Raw genomic sequence first — 15,651 nt, 5'->3', positions numbered from 1 at the left:
TCCGGAAAGGGCAGGTGCTACAGATCGTAAGTAAAGGACTCGACATAAGTGCTGCCGGCCGCTGGCTGGCCCGCGCCCTTGGACGTGAGCGGCACGCTGACATCGGCGCGGGCGTCACGTTTGTCCTCGACGGCACTGTCGATGCGGATCTGGTACCCGGCATCGATCAGGGTGTCTGCCAGTTCGACGCTGACTTTGAGCGTGCGCCCACTGCCGACGCTGGCACCGCTGACCCCATCAAACTCGGTGCGGTTCATTCCGCTACCGCGGGCCCAGTCTCCCAGGTGCTTGTAGTACTTGGCCTTCTTGCCGGCCACCCAGAGGGTTTTCTGGTATTGGCCATTGGCGTCGGTCACGTAGATCGCCAGGTAGGCATCATTGCCGCTGTAGTCCTTGAGCTGGGTGGTCAGCGTCACTTCACGGGCATGGGCCAACCCTGGCAGGGCAATGGCGCCGGCGAGGCAGGTGGCTGCGATGATCTTCTTCATGAGTGTCTCCTTCTGATCGTTAGGTCGAGAGCCTGGACCTGCTTGCTGACAGCAACCTGAAGCGCAGGAAAAACTCATCGAGAGGTGAGGCGTCATTCGGTGATCGGGCTGCCGAGGTAGTCCTTGGCATCGCCATCGTCGCGGAAATGGATCTCTAGGGTGCGCAGGCGCAGCGAGGCCGGTGAGTAGCTGGCTTCGATGGCGTTGCCTTTTCGATCCAATCCCCTGAGCTCGTAACAGCCGTCGTCAACCTTGATGCGTTGCACGTTCCAGCCATACTGCCGCTCGACTTGCAGACGCAAGGTGTCACGGGGTTGCCAGTCGCTCACCGGGTCGCTGCAGTCTTCGTCGGCCAGGGCATGACCGCTGAGCAGCAGGCTCAAAAGGGTTGCATGGGCAATAAAAGCTGATTTCATGATCTGTCTCCTGCCGCGGTCGGCATCTGTCGCATACCCTAGAGTGCATTCCTGACAATCAGCTGAATCTTCAGATTCACGTCAGGTAAGACGATTAAGGTGCGGCACGACAACCACCACAGGAGTTGCCAGATGCGGGTTCTATTGGTCGAGGACGCCCTTGGGTTGGGGGACGCGGTGCGCGAGCAGATCGCGGATGACGGTCACGCCGTGGATTGGGTGCAGCGTCTGGACCATGCGCGCGACAGCGTACGCACCACGCCATACGACCTGATTCTGCTGGACCTGATGCTGCCGGACGGTCGCGGGCTGGATTTTCTGCGTCAGCAGCGCACGGCGGGGAATGTGACCCCGGTGATTATCCTGACGGCCCAGGATCAGATTTCCGATCGCATTGCCGGCCTCAATGCCGGGGCTGATGATTATCTGGTCAAACCGTTCGACCTGTCCGAGCTCTCTGCCCGAGTCGCCGCGGTGGCTCGACGTTACAGCGGCAACCCCAACCCGCAGATCAGGCTCGGTCATCTGCAGGTGGACATGAGCGCCCGCACTGTGCAGCGTGACGGTACCATCGTGGACCTGACGGCCCGCGAATGGGCGTTGTTCGAAGCGTTCGTGCAGCGTCCCAGCGCGTTGTTGTCCAAGTCGCAGCTGGAAGAGCGGCTGTATGCCTTCGGTGCCGAAATCGAGAGCAATACCATCGAGGTCTACATCAGTCGTCTGCGTAAGAAACTCGGACGCGAGCTGATTGAAACCGTGCGTGGCATGGGCTACCGGTTGATGGCCGCATGAAGCCTTCTTCGAGCCTGCAAAAACGCCTCGGCCTGGGGTTGACCCTGGGTATGACCTTGCTGTGGCTGGGCGCGACAGTCGGTGCCTGGCTGGTGGTGCAACATGAGTTGAACGAGGCGTTCGACAGCGCACTGGAAGAGACCGCGCAACGCATCTTGCCGCTGGCCGTGTTGGAAATCAGCAACCGGGAGGGGCCCCGTGAGGCTCAGCACGTTGCGACGTTGAAAATGCATAAGGAATACCTGACGTACCTGGTGCGAGATGCCAGCGGCCAGATCCTGATGCAGTCCCACGATGCCAACCCGAATATCTTCAATCAACAACCGATTGAGGGTTTCTCCACCTCTGAAAAGTACCGCTTGTATGGTGCCAGCGCATTGCGCGGAACGCTGTTCATTGAAATCGCCGAGCCGCTGGGGCATCGCCGTGAAGCCGCCCGAGAAGCTCTGTTTGCCCTGTTGTTGCCGCTGTTGGCGCTGATTCCCGTCAGCCTGTTGGGCACCTGGTTGTTCGTGCGGATCAGTCTTCGCAGTGTGCTGGCGTATCGTCGTGCGGTCGAGGCGCGTGGCGTGGGTGATTTATCGCCGATCAAGGTGGCCCGCCTGCCGGCAGAAATTGATCCGCTGGCCGAGGCCGTCAACCATCTGCTGGAGCGCTTGCGCAAGGCCCTGGAAGCCGAGCGCAGCTTCACCGCCAACAGCGCCCATGAGTTGCGCACGCCATTGGCCGCGACCCTGGCGCAGATCCAGCGGCTACATCACGAGGCGCCCGAAGGCCCATTGCGAGTGCGAGCGGCGAAGATCGAGAACGCGTTGCGCGAGTTGGTGCGGCTTTCGGAAAAGCTCATGCAACTGGCCAAGGCCGAGGGCGGTGGGCTGCTGTCCGAAACACCTCAGGACCTGATTCCATTGCTCGCCCATGGAGTCGATGAGTGGAACCAACGCAGCGGTCAGCGCATCGAGTTGCATCTGCCAGGCCAAGCCAGCGTGTACTCGAACATCGATCCGGACGCCTTTGGCATCCTCCTGCGCAACCTGATCGAGAATGCGCTCAAGTACGGGGCAGCAGATCAACCGATAGAAGTCAGCCTCACCGAACAGGCACTACTGCGGGTGGTCAATGGCGGCCCGGCGGTGCCGCAGTCGGTATTGCAGCATCTTACAGAGCGCTTTGTACGTGGTCACAGTGAAATCAGTGGTTCAGGGCTGGGGTTGGCGATTACGAAAACCATCGTGCAAGGGGTCAACGCGAGAATGAAATTGGTGTCCCCTGCGACTGGTCGACAGGAAGGTTTCGAAGTGTGTGTCTGGTTACCGCTTGCCTGGCTCCAGCCCGGTCGTCCATGACCGCGATTCGAGGCACAGGCACAGAAAAGCCCGGACGCCGCCGGGCCTTTCAGAGAATACATTCAGCGCGAGTCCACCTCTTTCGCAATCTCGGCAGATGATCCCCTGCGCCTGCGAACCCGGTCAAAGAAAGCGTGAACCGGGTGTAGAACAGCCGCAAGCATGCACAGCAGCAAAATGACGAACATTAAAATCAACGGCGTGCTTTCGTGCGAGAACATGGTGGGTACTCCTGTAGTCACTATGTTGTAACCCGCAGGGTAGACGCGTTTGACCATGATTGGGATGAACGTATGTTCATCCTCGGGCGCTTGAATTGTGGTACGGCAGAGCGTGTCCAAAGGGTCGATTCTGGTTCGAAAGACCTGTCGCGGCCTGTAACGAAGTTCGCGAAACGGCGTGATAAAGTGCGCATGTTTTGGCCGACAGATGGCCTGGGTTCTACAATCAAGGAGCGTTTGAATGTCGTTGTTAAGGATGTCCACACTTTCACTGTGCCTGGCAGGGATGGGTTTTGCTGGCGTCGTCTTCGCGAATCAGCAGGATGAAAAGCATCAGGGCCTGGTCGCCATGGTTGCCATGGAGCAGGTGTGCAACAAAACCAACCCAGGCCTGAACGGTGACGTGGAGAATGCCATGGCCGCTGATCCCAGGATCGACGAGGCGACCAAGGTGGAAGTCAGGAAGATAAAGTCCGATCCGGCTTATAAATTTCAAGTGATGAGCATGGCGAATAACCTCGTCAACTCACCACTGGCTGGCGCAGCGCAGGGTATGTGCAAGGATTATGCGCCGAAGTAATTCGGTGCAACGGCGGCCTCACTCAGCCACCAACAACAATGACTGCGGCACCGTGCTCTGCGGATGTTGCGGTTCCTGCAGGCCCGTCAACCCAAAGCCCGCCATGTCCAGGGCATTGAACCAGCTGGGCAGGGTGCGCAGATACCACGGCATTGGTTGCCACTGCCCCTTGAAGCCTTCAAAACGCTCCAGCCGCCAGCCATCCTGATAGTCGCCCGCGGCGGCGACCCAGGGATGCAGGGTCTGGATCACCAGGGCGCCGCCAGGGGCGAGCAGGGCCTTCATGGCGGTGAGCAGGGGGATGATGTCCTGGTGCAACAGGGCGAAGTTGGCGCAGATCAGGTCGTAGTCGCTGCCGACATCCACCTTCGCCTGCACCAGCGCTTCATAGCTGGCCAGGTGCACGGGCGAAGAACCGGTCGTCCGTGCTGACGCCACCAGCGTGGCATCGCCATCCACTCCAACGGCTTGGATGCCCCGCCCAGCCAGGGCTCGCAGTAACCAACCTTCACCACAGCCCAGGTCAAGCACGCGCTCGGGTTGGCGGCTGAGTACTGCCAGCAGGATGGCCTGGTCGGTGACTTCGCGCCGGCTTTCGATGGCGCCGGTGCGAATGGCATTGATCCAGGCCCGGGCATTGTGATGCCAGCTTTGAAGAAGCTCTGATTCGGAGGCGGCCATAGCGGTGTCCGGTATAGAGACGTGAATGCAAGGATAGGCCACCAGACGTTCTCATAAGGGACATTGCCCCCAACAGGGGGCAATGTAGAAGCCTCGAGTGGGCTCCTTCAGCAACCTTGCTTAGAACTTGAAGCGTCCCACCAACCCCCTCAGTTGACCGGAAATGTCTGTCAGGCGACCCGAACCGGTCTGCGCCGAGTGGGCAAATTCCTCGACCAGCTGCGCATCGGCATGGATCTGCGCGATGTGCCGGTTGATGTCTTCGGCCACCTGATGTTGTTCCTCGGCGGCGGTCGCGATCTGGGTGTTCTGATCGCGGATCGAATCCACCGAGTTGCGGATCTTGTCGAAACTGTCGCGGGCCTGCTGGATGCGTTCCACGCTGGTTTGCGACACTTGCAGGCTGCTCTGCATCTGCTGTGTCACTTCCTGGGTACGCCGGGCCAGGTTACCGAGCAGGCTGTCGATCTCGCCGGTGGAGTCGGCGGTACGTCGTGCCAGCGCCCGCACTTCATCGGCCACGACGGCGAATCCGCGACCCTGGTCGCCGGCGCGCGCGGCTTCGATGGCGGCGTTGAGGGCCAACAGGTTGGTCTGCTCGGCAATCGAGCGGATGGTGTCGAGGATGGTGTTGATGTTCTTGCTGTCCTGCTCGAGCGCCTGCATGGTCTGGGTCGACTGCTGCAGGTCTTCGCTCAGCTTAAGCACGCTGCCGGTGGCTTCGCCGATGTGATGCTGGCCGTCGTGCACGTCCCGGTAGCCGGTGTCCGCGCTGGTGGCGGCCTGGCTGCAGGAGCGGGCCACTTCGTTGGCGGTCGCGACCATTTCATTGAAAGCGGTACTGACCAGCTCCACTGCCTGGCGCTGGCGGCCGGCGGCTTCGTTCATGTTGGTGGCGACTTCGCTGGTATCGGCCGCAGCGCTTTGCAAGTCGGAGGAGGCACTGCCGATTCGCTGTACCAGCTGCGCAATCATGCCCAGGAACTGGTTGAACCAGCTTGCCAGGCTGGCCGTTTCGTCCTTGCCCTGTACGGAGAGTTGACGGGTGAGGTCGCCTTCGCCTTCAGCGATTTCCTGCAAGCCATTTGCAACGCCGCGGATCGGTCGAACGATGACACTGGCGAAGCTTGCGCCGACCACGGCGAAGATGACTGCCAGCACAGCGGCGATAATAGCGATCAACCAAGTCAGGCTGGAGGCCCCGGCCATGACCTCTTCGCTTTTGATAAGGCCGATGAAGCGCCAGCCCAGGGTCTTGGAGGTCACAATGTTGACCATGTAAGACACGCCGTCGATCTCGACCTGGGTCATGCCATCGCTGCTCTTGGCCAGCGCGGCGTAGTTCGGGCCGAGGTCGGCCAAAGGCTTGAAGTTGTGCTTGGCATCGCTGGCATCCACCAGGACGTTGCCGTTCCCCTCGACCAGAATGAGGTAGCCGCTTTCGCCCAGCTTGATATTCTTGACCAGTTCGGTCAGTTGCTTGAGCGACACGTCGAGGCCGACGACACCCACCAGTTTGCCGGCAGCGTCGGATACCGTGTGAACGATGCCGATCAGCGATATATCATCCGGCGCCCAGTAATAGGCGTCTGTACGCACAGTCACGCCAGGCGCGGCGATGGCGGCCTTGTACCACGGGCGCACGCGTGGGTCGTAGTTGGAGATTTTGGGGTCATCAGGCCAGCTGGCATAGCCGCCATCGGCAAGGCCCACGGAAAGATAGGCGGTGGTCGGATGGCTCTTGGCGAAGCGGTCGAAGATATCCAGAAGCTGTTTATTGATTTCAGGCAGTGGCGTTTGTGCAGCGTCGGCGCCCGTATAGTTTTTCAGGTCCTTGGCCGCCACGATCCGCGGATCCTTGGCGAAGAATTCGACGTTCTGGCTGATGCCATCGAAGAACGTCTTCATGCCATTGTCGATCTGGCGGATTTCCCGGCCGCTGCTGTCGAGGAAGTTGGTTTTCGCCGCGTCGCGCAGGTTCAGCACGACGAGCACCGCCACCAGGATGACCGGAAGGCAGGCGATGGTCGCGAACGCCCATGTCAGCTTCTGTTTGATATTCATGACTTCTCCCGCGGGTATTTATAAGTGTTGGGTCGGCGGAAACAATGGCGGCGAGCGTTGTGAGTGCTGGAAAGGAAAGCGCCCATGTCTACTCTCAATCTATCGACTAAAGGCGTACGGACTTTAGGGCGTCAGGCAGTTAAGGGGCGGCTATTGCTGCCCGCGTCGCTAATCCACACGATAGCGACGCTCCTCATACCATGGCCGCTTGCCTGAGGTGCGAGAGTGACAGCAGTCTGATCGTCTTCTGGAAGAGACCTATGCCAAGCGCATTCGAGAGCGTACTTAAAAACAAGAACATGGCTTATCGGCGACTCGGCTCGCCGGGGGCTGATCAGGCGCCGACCCGTGTCGCTTTCGTGTTGATGGACAATTTCTCGATGATGTCCTTCACCGGCGCGGTGGACGCTCTGGTAACGGCCAACCTGATGTGTGACATGCCACTGTACGAGATTCTGACGGTAGGGGTGTCGGGGGGACAGGTGACGAGTGACCTGGGGATTGTCATTTCCACCGACATCGAGCTGGCGCAGTTGTCGGAAAGCCAGGACATTCTTATCGTCGCCGGCGGTTTTCGCGTGAAGCTGCAAGGTGTACCACTGCTGCGGCGCAAGCTGCGCGCCAATGCGGCATCGGGGGCCATACTGGGAGGGCTGTGGAATGGCGTGTTCTTCGTTGCCGACGCCAGCCTGCTGGATGGATTCGAGTGTGCCGTCCACCCGGAAAGCCGAGCGATGATGTTGGAAGTCTTCCCTCATGTGAAGGTGTCGAGCCGGGCCTATGTCGTCGATCGCGGACGGGTCAGCTGTGCCGGTGCGAACAGTTCGCTGCGGATGATGCTTCAGTTGATCCGTCAGACGGGAGGGGAGGCCCTGGTGGGGGCTATCGAGGAAATCCTGCGATGTGATGAATCGGGCGATGCGTCGGACCTGCCCCCGGTCTTCGTCGAGACAGACCCGAGGCTGCCGGAAAGCCTCAAGCTGGCGCTGGAATTGATGTGGCAGAACATCGAAGAGCCGTTGACGATCGACGAGTTGGCGGCTTGCGTCAAGATTTCCAAGCGCCAGTTGGAGCGACGCTTCTGCAGCTTTCTCGGCGCGACCCCAACGCGTTATTACCTGGAGTTGCGCCTGACCCGGGCACGCCAGCTCATCCAGCAGACCAATCGATCGATGACAGAAGTCGCCGTGGCGACGGGCTTCGTCAGCTCCCCGCATTTTCAACGGCGTTTTCGGGACTTCTTCGGCGTTCCGCCGGGCAGCTATCGTTCGACGTTTGGGCGAAAGCAAACGGGGTGAGCGTCACGGTTGAACGCTCTTTGCAGGGTTGAAACCCGGGCTCGCGCTCAGGTCTTGCGCGTTTTCTGGACCATATACAGGATGATGCAACCTGTAGCGCACAGCCAGATAATCGAACCGACGGCAGCGACTATCAATGAGAGGTCGGAGTCGTAATCAATCATGCCGGGAACCGCATAGACAAACCAAAGCAGCGTAATAAGGACGAAAGCCAACAGCGTCATCAGAAACTCAAATATCTTTCTTGCGTGCATAAGTGTCTTCCACCCGCCGGTGGAGGGCGGGTACTTCAGGTTATCGGTCAGGTACCTTTTTCTGTCTGCGCAGAAATAAAGGGGTTCAGCAGTGGAAGGCGAGTCGCCGCAAGGCGTCGTTATCCACTAGGCAGACATTCCATGTCCGAGAACTTCACTCAGCAGTGACATTCGCACGGGGGCGAAGGGGTGACGCGGTTGGGATCAGGTTCTATCGTCCGGTTGTTCTTCGGCAGGCGGGTTCTCGGTTTTCGAGGCGGTCAGGGTCGTGCCATTGCACAACACTTTTCCCACTTCATCGGCGATGGAACCCTCGACTATTCGCCCTTGCATCTGGTCGAACTCGGCTTTTTCCAGCCCTTCCAGGCTGTTGTACATCCCCATGTGGCGAACACTGCGATTGGCACAATCGAGTTCCACTTTTGTATAGCTGGTGAAATACGTACCTACCCTTTGCACGATGGCCTGAATGGCTGAACCGCTTTCGGTAAACGAAACAAGGGAGTACTCGGCGTCCGAATCATCGTAGCTGTAATGGATTTTCTGCACGTCCGCTGTCGCATGACACGCTACACAAAGAGCAACGAGGGAGATAACCGTTTTCATGCTTTCTTCCATGAATAAGCAAAGCCAAGAGGTTGGTGGCCAAGTGAAATCATTTTGCTTGGCTTGTAACATTGAGTCAACATTTCCCGGAAACCGTGCAGTCGACCGTTGGTCGCGCGGGCTCATTTCATGGGAACTTTCAGAGCTTATCCGGGTTTGACGGAAAAATCCTGCGTAAGCGTTGTTCTCGATGTTGACTATCCACGGAAGGTCTTATCGGCAACGGCTATGGAAACGTGAGGCCTGATCATCATTGAAGGCTAGCCGAACGGCTCGATGGGGCAACCAGGCCTCGGGTTCCGGGGGAAGGGCGCCGCGGGTTACCCCGCGGAGCAATCATGGCATTTGTGGCAGCTCTCTGGGTTGAAGGTCGAATACCAGCACCTCGGCGTCCTGTCCGTTGCTCAGCGTCAGTACCTGTTCCTCCCGCACTCGCACGCCGTCACCTTCCTGTAACGGCACGCCATTGAGCTCGACGCTGCCCCGGGCGACATGCACATAGGCATAGCGATCAGGCGCCAATGTCAGGGTGGCGCTTTCGTTGCCATCGAACAGTCCGGCATAGACCCGTGCGTCCTGGCGCACCTCAAGGGAGCCGTCGGCGCCGTCCGGGGAGATGATCAGTTGCAAACGGCCGCGTTTCTGCTCGGCGCTGAAATGCTCCTGTTGGTAGCGTGGCTTGGCGCCGCTGACATTCGGCACGATCCAGATTTGCAGGAAGTGCACCGGCTCGTCCGCGCTGTGGTTGAACTCGCTGTGGGCCACGCCACTGCCGGCGCTCATCAGTTGCACGTCGCCTGGGCGGATGACCGAGCCCGTACCCAGGGTGTCCTTGTGTTCCAGCGCGCCTTCGAGCACATAGGAGAAAATCTCCATGTCCCGATGCGGGTGCTGGCCGAAACCCTTGGCGGCGACGACTCGGTCGTCGTTGATGACCAACAGGTCGGAAAAGCCTTGTTGATTGAGGTCACGGTAGTTGGCGAAGGAAAAGGTGTGGAACGAGGTCAGCCAGCCGTGACGGGCGATTCCGCGGTCCGCAGCTTTGCGAAGTGTCAGCATGGTAATTCTCCTGGTTCAGTAGGCGGCGGCTTTGGCCGTTCGCCGGGGACAGAAGAAGGTTAATGGTTATGCTATCGCTTAATAAGTAGGTGAAAAACGAAAGACTGTCACCTATAAGTGGACAATAAGCAGGCCTGCCAGCCGGTGCGGTGCGTTAACATGATGTCGAAGCCGCCTCTGGTGCGACATCGGACCTGTGGGAGCGAGCCTGCTCGCGATGGCGGTGAGTCAGCTCACCGGGATGTTGACCGTATCAACGTCATCGCGAGCAGGCTCGCTCCCACAGGGTTCATCAGGCGAGCTTGAAATTTCGCTGCGTTCCTCTGGATTTTCTTTTTGGTGTGTTAACTGATGAAAACCGTTGCAATGGTGCTGTTTCCGGATTTTTTGCTACTCGACATGGCCGGGCCAATGGAAGTGTTTTCCATCGCCAACCGCTATATTGAGCCGGACCAACACTATCAATTGCTGACCCTGGGTACCGAGCGCGGCGCGTTGCGGGCGTCCAACGGCGTGGCAGTAGAAGCCGACATACACATCGACCAGGCCTGGGCGGCCTATGACGTATTGCTGGTACCAGGTGGGCCGGGGGCCTACAACGACCGGCATCCGGGCTTGCACACCTGGCTGCGGGCCGCGACGCAACGTGCCATGCGCTACGGCTCCATTTGCACCGGAGCCTTTGTGCTCGGTGAGGCAGGACTGCTCGACGGATACCGCGTCACCACACACTGGCATTACACCGAGCGCCTGATTCGGCGCTTCCCCAAGGCCCTGGTGGAAACCGACAAGATATTCCTGCAGGACCGTCGCCTGTTTACCTCAGGCGGCGTCACCGCCGGCATCGACCTGGCATTGGCCATCGTCGCCCAGGATCACGGTCGCAAAGTGGCGCTGGATGTGGCCAAGGTATTGTTGGTGGTCATGAAGCGCCAAGGCGGCCAAGCCCAGTTCAGCCCCCTGGTGGCAGCGGTGGCGGCGCAGGAGTCGGCCATCACCCGGGTACAGCATTATGTGATGGAACACCTGGAAGAGCCGTTTACCGTCGAGCGCATGGCCGCGCAAGCCTCCATGAGTCCGCGGCATTTCGCTCGGATGTTTGCCCGCGAAGTGACGATGACACCGATGGAGTTCCTGCAAGGTGCCCGTATCGACCGGGCCCGTCAGTTACTGGAAAGCACGGACTTGCCCCTCAAGACCGTGGCGTTCCGTAGCGGGTTCGGCAGCGTCCGGCACATGCGCTCCCTGTTCAGCGAAAAACTCGGCCTGACCCCCGTGCAGTATCGCCAGCAGTTCAGTTGAGCCTATGGTGTCCGTCCAGGGCACCGTGATGTCCGTCATGCACCCTGTGCCAGCATTGTTCTCTGGTCGTGGGCTGCCAAGATAACGGCGAACCCTCTGGAAAGGATGCAAAGAGCCGGGGCAGACGCGTTCGATGATCGCGACGCCATGCCCACGCCGGTTCTTTGCTGCTGAATCACCATGAACAGTTTCGTCAAACCCGATACCGAACCGGCGGTGGGCTTCGGCCCGTTTGCCTTCTACCGGCAGCAGCGACTGGTCACCCGAGACGGCGAACCCCTCAGCTTGGGCGGGCGGGCACTGGACGTTCTCCAGGTATTGGTCGATCACGCCGGCAGCTATATCAGCAAGCAAGCCCTGATAGCTGGCGTCTGGCCGGACAGTGTCGTGGAAGACACCAACCTGCGGGTACACATTGCGGCGTTGCGTCGGGCGTTCGGTGACGGGCGGGACGGATGCCGGTACATCCTCAATGATCCCCGGCGCGGCTATTGCTTTGCCGCGCCGGTGGCTTCGTTCATACGCGAAAAACACAATTTGCCTGTGCGGCTGAGCCCGGTGATCGGCCGCGATAAAGTGTTGGGCCGGTTGCTCGTCGAGGTCTCGCGCCAGGGCCTGACCACGGTGACCGGCCCGGGTGGCGTCGGCAAGTCCACCGTGGTGCTGCGGGTCGCGGAGCTTTTGCTGGAACACTTTGATGACGGTGCGTGGTTCGTCGACCTGGCGGCCATCACCGAGCCTTGCCAGGTACGGGCACGGATTGCTTGCACACTGGGTCTGGCGCCCGAGACCCTGAGCCAGCAACTTGGACAGCGCCGGATGCTGCTGGTGCTGGACGGCTGCGAACACCTGCTCGATGCCTGTCGTGAGCTGGCCTTGGCGTTACGCGCATCGGCACCGGGGGTGTCGCTGTTGTTGAGTAGCCGCGAGCCGCTGGATCTCAACGATGAGCGTGTCGTGCAACTGCCGGGCCTGACGGTGGCATCACCCCTTGAGCCCGAGCATCAGTTACTGGCGTGCCCGGCGGTACAGTTGCTGGTGGACCGGGTTTGCGCCGGGCAGCAAGGTTTCAAAGCCAGCGACCGCGACCTGGTGGCGATTGCGCAAATCTGCCAGCGCCTGGACGGCTTGCCGCTGGCCCTGGAGCTGGCGGCGGCCCAGGTCTGTGCCTTGGGCGTGGTGGGAGTACTGGAGCAACTGGACTTTGGGCTTTCGCTCTTGAGCTTTGGCCGGCGCACGGCCGTGCCCCGCCACCGGAGTCTGGAAGCCTTGCTGGATTGGAGTTTCGAGCGCTTGAGTGCCCCGGAGCAGGTGGTGTTCCAGCGCCTCGCGGTGTTCGACCGGCCTTTTACCGCCAAGGCGGCCATTGCGGTGATCAGTTGCCCGGAACTGGGTATCGGGCAGTTGCCCTGGCTGCTGTCACGGCTGGCCCAGCAGTCGCTGTTGAGGGTCGAACACTGTGCCAGTGGGGTGCGTTTCCACTGGCTTCAGACCACGCGAGCCTATGCCCGGGAAAAATTGCGACGCAGCGGCCAATGGCATTTGTATCACCGGCGCTATGTGCTCCAGGACGCCTGGAAGCCCGTCCATTCAAGCCCCGCGCTGCCGAGACAGGACGTGGAGCAGCGCGTCGGCCTCCACTAGGTCAGGGGTATCAAAGCCTTCGGTGAAGCGTCGATAGACCGGCTCGAGCAATTCTTGCGCAGCCTGTTCCCGGCCCTGGCGTTGCCATAGCCGCGCCAGGGTCGTGGCGCTGCGCAGCTCCCAGGCCAGGGCATCCTGACCACGAGCCACGCCCAGGGCGGTCACCAGATGTTCCTCGGCGCGGTCGTCAAGGGCCGGGTCGTTGCGTGCCAGCAAGGTCTGCGCCTCGGCCCGCAGGATCTCGGCCGTGCACCAGCCTGCGGCCCCGCTGTGGGCGCGATCGAGTTGCCAGGCACTGACCCGATCGGCACGAAGGGTCACGACAATGTCCTGGATCAGCCCGTTGACCGGATTCGTCTTGAGGGGGGCGTCATTGATCGCGCAGTCGTAGTGACGAGCCCAGTCATGAAACAGTATCACCGAGTGTTTCTTGGCCTGGTATCGCAACATATCGAGCCTTTCCCCCGCGACTGAGTGATCGCCGTTGTAGCGCGCAATCACGCAGCCGGCCAGTGCGAGGGTGTAGCAGATCGAGGTGCCGTGGTTGATTTGCAAGGCAATTTGCAGGGCGAGATTGGCGGCCCGTCGGGCTTTTTCGGCAAAGCCTTGCAGCCAGAGTATGCGCGCCAGCGTGGTCAGCGACGCCACGCTCTGGTCGTATTGCACGCCAAAACCGTGGGTGAAACGACTGAGGTGGCCGTTTTGGGCCAGGCGCTGGATGACCTGCTCGGCGTCTTGTCGGGCCGCGCCCTGGTCGCCGGCAAAATGCAGCGCCAACACTCGCAGGCGTTGTGCACTCAAAGACAGAAGCGGGTCGCCCAGGGTGCCCAGCCGGTCGAAATCCTGGCTCTGTTCCAGTGCCTGCTGGTAGTGGCCGCAACTGAGGTTGACCGCCATGTGCCCCGACACCGCCCGGAGCTCGCCGGCACGGCTCTGGCATTGTTGCGCCAGTTGTCGGGCGGTGACGAAGGCGCGGATCGTGGCCGGCGTACCGCCCTCGGTGTGGTAGTTGAAACTGGCGTTGGCCAGCTCCAGGGCGAGGCTCAGCCTGGGGCATGGCGACGGAGTGGCCCGCAGTAGTTGCAGCGCCTTGCTGACGTAAAGCCCGTGCTCCTTGAGCAATGAGAGTTCCTGCCAGAGGGGCAGGGTGCTCGCGGTCAAGCGGATGGCCACCTGATGGGCGCCGTGCGGCCCCAACCCCCGGTCGAGGGCCGCGCGGATGTCATCGCGGTAGGCGGCATAGCGAGCGATCCACAGGGGCGTGGCGGTGCTTTCCCAATCCCGCTCGGCTTGCTCCATCAGAGCCAGGCAGCGTTCGGCGTGGCGTTCCTGGCTGGCTGCCAGTTCGCCGGCTTCGGCCAGTTTCTCCAGGGCGTAGCTGCGGGTGGTGTCCAGCAAGCGATAGCGCACCTCTTCATCGCCGACCTCGACGTTGAGCAGGGATTTGGCAACCAATTGGCTGATCGACACCAGCACCTGGTCGGGCGCGACATGGGGGCCGATGATTACCGCCGCGGCCGAGGTCAGGTTGAAGCTGCCCATGAACATCGATAGCCGTCGCAGGCAGACCTGCTCGCATTCTGTGAGCAGTGCGAAGCTCCAATCCAGCGTGGCGCGCAGGGTTTGCTGGCGCGGTGCAACGTCGCTGTCGTTGTGAAGCAGAGCGACGCTGTCTTGCAATTGCCGGTGAAGCGCCTCCAGCCCGAAGCGACCCACATGCGCGGCGGCCAGTTCGATGGCCAGGGGAATCCCGTCCAATCGTTGGCAGATGTCCGCCACGAGGGGCACCTCGTGGTCAGCTAGCTCGAAGTCGTCATGGTTGGCCATCGCCCGCTCGGCGAACAGCTGCAGGGCCGGGTACTCCAGGGCCGGGTAGCCTTCGATGGGCGTCTCCCGGGGGGGAAAGGCCAGGGCATCCAGGCGCTGCACGTGTTCGCCTTCGGCTCGCAGGCCTTCACGGCTGGTCGCCAGGATATGCAAGTGCGGGGCGCCGCGCAGCAGCGTTTCGCAGAGCTGAGCCGTGGCGTCGATCAGATGCTCGCAATTATCGATCACCAACAACAGATGTCGTTCCTTGAGCTGGCGGGCAATGGTAGCCAGTGGATCGCTGTCCGGCTGCGGCAGGTCCAGCAGGGCGCACAGGTCTGGGGCGATCATGACCGGATCGTTGAGCAACGACAGATCCAGCAGATAAGTGCCGTCGCGGTAGCGATCGATCAGCCGCTCGGCGACCCGCAGGGCCACAGTGGTCTTGCCGATGCCACCGGTACCGACCAGGGTAATGAAGCGTTTGCGCGGCAGATGAGCTACCAGGCTGTCCACTACCGCCTGGCGTCCGATCATCCGGGTACGACGCGGCGGCAGATTGTGGGCCAGTGATGCAGGAGGAATATCCGCCATGGGGATGAGAGGTTCGGCCGACACCGGCGCGACAAAACTGTAGCCGCGCTGCGCTACGGTAACGATGTAGCGCTGCCCGGCCTGGCCATCCCCCAACGCCTTGCGCAATGCCGCGACATGCACTCGCAGGTTGGTGTCCTCCACGACACTCCTGGGCCAGACACGGGCGATCAATTGTTGCTTGCTTACCACCTCTCCGGCGTGCTCGAGCAGCACCAGCAGGATCTCCACCGCCCGCCGTCCCAGGCGCAACGGTTGCCCCCCCTCCAGCACCAGGCGCTGGCGAGGATGGACGTGGTAAGGGCCGAAATGCACGGTCTGTTCGACGGGCAGGGCGCTGGGGTGGCTCATTGTGTTCTCAATGTCTGGTGCAGGAGGCATATCCGAGTATGTTCCTCAGGTTTGGCTTCAGGTGCAACGGTTAGAGCCTTCTTGCCTTGCCATTCCAGGGCTGCAATGGAGAATCCTGTGGCGAGGGGATGAATCCCCTCGCCACAAAA

At 60.9% G+C, this 15,651-nt stretch carries 15 protein-coding genes and 1 pseudogene; 6 read left to right on the top strand and 10 right to left on the bottom strand.

Going from position 1 to position 15,651, the window contains the following annotated elements; genetic code table 11:
- Window positions 1-17: 17 nt before the first annotated feature.
- The gene (locus QZH45_RS19655; RefSeq protein WP_024779348.1) at window positions 18-488 is read right to left on the bottom strand and encodes a DUF2271 domain-containing protein; all 471 of its coding nucleotides are present in this window, start codon (window positions 486-488) and stop codon (window positions 18-20) included.
- Between the two features lie 92 nt (window positions 489-580).
- Window positions 581-904: a PepSY domain-containing protein gene (locus QZH45_RS19650; RefSeq protein WP_024779347.1), complete on the bottom strand. Its 324-nt coding sequence runs from the start codon at window positions 902-904 to the stop codon at window positions 581-583.
- Between the two features lie 132 nt (window positions 905-1,036).
- Here QZH45_RS19650 and QZH45_RS19645 point away from each other — a divergent pair, with 132 nt between their 5' ends.
- Both QZH45_RS19645 and QZH45_RS19640 read left to right on the top strand, forming a co-directional pair.
- Window positions 1,037-1,696 carry a response regulator transcription factor gene (locus tag QZH45_RS19645; protein ID WP_024779346.1) on the top strand — a complete coding sequence of 220 codons (660 nt, stop codon included), beginning with the start codon at window positions 1,037-1,039 and terminating at the stop codon, window positions 1,694-1,696.
- The gene (locus tag QZH45_RS19640) at window positions 1,693-3,042 is read left to right on the top strand and encodes a sensor histidine kinase (protein ID WP_024779345.1); all 1,350 of its coding nucleotides are present in this window, start codon (window positions 1,693-1,695) and stop codon (window positions 3,040-3,042) included. The genes QZH45_RS19645 and QZH45_RS19640 overlap by 4 nt, the downstream gene beginning before the upstream one ends.
- A gap of 62 nt (window positions 3,043-3,104) precedes the next feature.
- Here the strand turns inward: QZH45_RS19640 and QZH45_RS19635 are convergent, their stop codons facing one another.
- Complete coding sequence (locus QZH45_RS19635; protein ID WP_167355717.1) at window positions 3,105-3,263, bottom strand: hypothetical protein; 159 nt, start codon at window positions 3,261-3,263, stop codon at window positions 3,105-3,107.
- A 241-nt stretch (window positions 3,264-3,504) separates the two neighbouring features.
- Here QZH45_RS19635 and QZH45_RS19630 point away from each other — a divergent pair, with 241 nt between their 5' ends.
- Window positions 3,505-3,843: a hypothetical protein gene (locus QZH45_RS19630; protein WP_055135650.1), complete on the top strand. Its 339-nt coding sequence runs from the start codon at window positions 3,505-3,507 to the stop codon at window positions 3,841-3,843.
- Between the two features lie 18 nt (window positions 3,844-3,861).
- Here the strand turns inward: QZH45_RS19630 and QZH45_RS19625 are convergent, their stop codons facing one another.
- The 3 genes and pseudogenes from QZH45_RS19625 to QZH45_RS19615 all read right to left on the bottom strand — a co-directional run.
- Window positions 3,862-4,524: a class I SAM-dependent methyltransferase gene (locus QZH45_RS19625; RefSeq protein ID WP_033034624.1), complete on the bottom strand. Its 663-nt coding sequence runs from the start codon at window positions 4,522-4,524 to the stop codon at window positions 3,862-3,864.
- Between the two features lie 120 nt (window positions 4,525-4,644).
- A complete protein-coding gene (locus QZH45_RS19620) occupies window positions 4,645-5,412 on the bottom strand; it encodes a methyl-accepting chemotaxis protein (protein WP_370444541.1) in 768 nt (255 codons plus the stop codon).
- Between the two features lie 93 nt (window positions 5,413-5,505).
- A pseudogene (locus tag QZH45_RS19615) lies at window positions 5,506-6,588 on the bottom strand (cache domain-containing protein); the annotation flags it as partial.
- A gap of 260 nt (window positions 6,589-6,848) precedes the next feature.
- Here QZH45_RS19615 and QZH45_RS19610 point away from each other — a divergent pair.
- Window positions 6,849-7,886, top strand: coding sequence for a GlxA family transcriptional regulator (locus QZH45_RS19610; RefSeq protein WP_055135649.1), 1,038 nt, complete (start codon window positions 6,849-6,851; stop codon window positions 7,884-7,886).
- 47 nt (window positions 7,887-7,933) lie between these two features.
- Here the strand turns inward: QZH45_RS19610 and QZH45_RS19605 are convergent, their stop codons facing one another.
- The 3 genes from QZH45_RS19605 to QZH45_RS19595 form a co-directional block, all read right to left on the bottom strand.
- On the bottom strand, window positions 7,934-8,140 hold the full coding sequence (locus QZH45_RS19605) for a hypothetical protein (protein ID WP_024779341.1): 207 nt from the start codon (window positions 8,138-8,140) through the stop codon (window positions 7,934-7,936).
- Window positions 8,141-8,344: 204 nt separating this feature from the next.
- Window positions 8,345-8,746, bottom strand: a complete 402-nt coding sequence (locus QZH45_RS19600; RefSeq protein ID WP_024779340.1) for a hypothetical protein — start codon at window positions 8,744-8,746, stop codon at window positions 8,345-8,347.
- 336 nt (window positions 8,747-9,082) lie between these two features.
- Window positions 9,083-9,805 carry a pirin family protein gene (locus QZH45_RS19595; RefSeq protein ID WP_024779339.1) on the bottom strand — a complete coding sequence of 241 codons (723 nt, stop codon included), beginning with the start codon at window positions 9,803-9,805 and terminating at the stop codon, window positions 9,083-9,085.
- Between the two features lie 351 nt (window positions 9,806-10,156).
- Here QZH45_RS19595 and QZH45_RS19590 point away from each other — a divergent pair, with 351 nt between their 5' ends.
- Both QZH45_RS19590 and QZH45_RS19585 read left to right on the top strand, forming a co-directional pair.
- Window positions 10,157-11,107 (top strand): GlxA family transcriptional regulator, encoded by a 951-nt coding sequence (locus tag QZH45_RS19590; protein ID WP_024779338.1) that lies wholly within the window; start codon window positions 10,157-10,159, stop codon window positions 11,105-11,107.
- Window positions 11,108-11,287: 180 nt separating this feature from the next.
- Entirely contained in the window at window positions 11,288-12,751 is a 1,464-nt protein-coding gene (locus QZH45_RS19585) for an ATP-binding protein (RefSeq protein ID WP_024779337.1), read from the top strand.
- On the opposite strand, the gene QZH45_RS19580 is transcribed toward QZH45_RS19585, so the two are convergent.
- Window positions 12,698-15,502 (bottom strand): ATP-binding protein, encoded by a 2,805-nt coding sequence (locus QZH45_RS19580; RefSeq protein ID WP_024779336.1) that lies wholly within the window; start codon window positions 15,500-15,502, stop codon window positions 12,698-12,700. The genes QZH45_RS19585 and QZH45_RS19580 overlap by 54 nt on opposite strands.
- Between the last annotated feature and the right edge of the window lie 149 nt (window positions 15,503-15,651).

Origin of the sequence: Pseudomonas corrugata (assembly GCF_050920615.1) — a bacterium.
Classification (GTDB): Bacteria; Pseudomonadota; Gammaproteobacteria; order Pseudomonadales; family Pseudomonadaceae; genus Aquipseudomonas; species Aquipseudomonas corrugata.
Note: the sequence above shows the minus strand (reverse complement) of the source record. Positions and strands in the feature narration are given on the sequence as shown.

Excerpts from the sequence above, each read along its gene's own strand:
- QZH45_RS19655 (WP_024779348.1), bottom strand. The coding sequence starts at position 488 with ATGAAGAAGATCATCGCAGCCACCTGCCTCGCCGGCGCCATTGCCCTG.
- QZH45_RS19650 (WP_024779347.1), bottom strand. The coding sequence starts at position 904 with ATGAAATCAGCTTTTATTGCCCATGCAACCCTTTTGAGCCTGCTGCTC.
- QZH45_RS19645 (WP_024779346.1), top strand. The coding sequence starts at position 1,037 with ATGCGGGTTCTATTGGTCGAGGACGCCCTTGGGTTGGGGGACGCGGTG.
- QZH45_RS19640 (WP_024779345.1), top strand. The coding sequence starts at position 1,693 with ATGAAGCCTTCTTCGAGCCTGCAAAAACGCCTCGGCCTGGGGTTGACC.
- QZH45_RS19635 (WP_167355717.1), bottom strand. The coding sequence starts at position 3,263 with ATGTTCTCGCACGAAAGCACGCCGTTGATTTTAATGTTCGTCATTTTG.
- QZH45_RS19630 (WP_055135650.1), top strand. The coding sequence starts at position 3,505 with ATGTCGTTGTTAAGGATGTCCACACTTTCACTGTGCCTGGCAGGGATG.
- QZH45_RS19625 (WP_033034624.1), bottom strand. The coding sequence starts at position 4,524 with ATGGCCGCCTCCGAATCAGAGCTTCTTCAAAGCTGGCATCACAATGCC.
- QZH45_RS19620 (WP_370444541.1), bottom strand. The coding sequence starts at position 5,412 with ATGAACGAAGCCGCCGGCCGCCAGCGCCAGGCAGTGGAGCTGGTCAGT.
- QZH45_RS19610 (WP_055135649.1), top strand. The coding sequence starts at position 6,849 with ATGCCAAGCGCATTCGAGAGCGTACTTAAAAACAAGAACATGGCTTAT.
- QZH45_RS19605 (WP_024779341.1), bottom strand. The coding sequence starts at position 8,140 with ATGCACGCAAGAAAGATATTTGAGTTTCTGATGACGCTGTTGGCTTTC.
- QZH45_RS19600 (WP_024779340.1), bottom strand. The coding sequence starts at position 8,746 with ATGAAAACGGTTATCTCCCTCGTTGCTCTTTGTGTAGCGTGTCATGCG.
- QZH45_RS19595 (WP_024779339.1), bottom strand. The coding sequence starts at position 9,805 with ATGCTGACACTTCGCAAAGCTGCGGACCGCGGAATCGCCCGTCACGGC.
- QZH45_RS19590 (WP_024779338.1), top strand. The coding sequence starts at position 10,157 with ATGAAAACCGTTGCAATGGTGCTGTTTCCGGATTTTTTGCTACTCGAC.
- QZH45_RS19585 (WP_024779337.1), top strand. The coding sequence starts at position 11,288 with ATGAACAGTTTCGTCAAACCCGATACCGAACCGGCGGTGGGCTTCGGC.
- QZH45_RS19580 (WP_024779336.1), bottom strand. The coding sequence starts at position 15,502 with ATGAGCCACCCCAGCGCCCTGCCCGTCGAACAGACCGTGCATTTCGGC.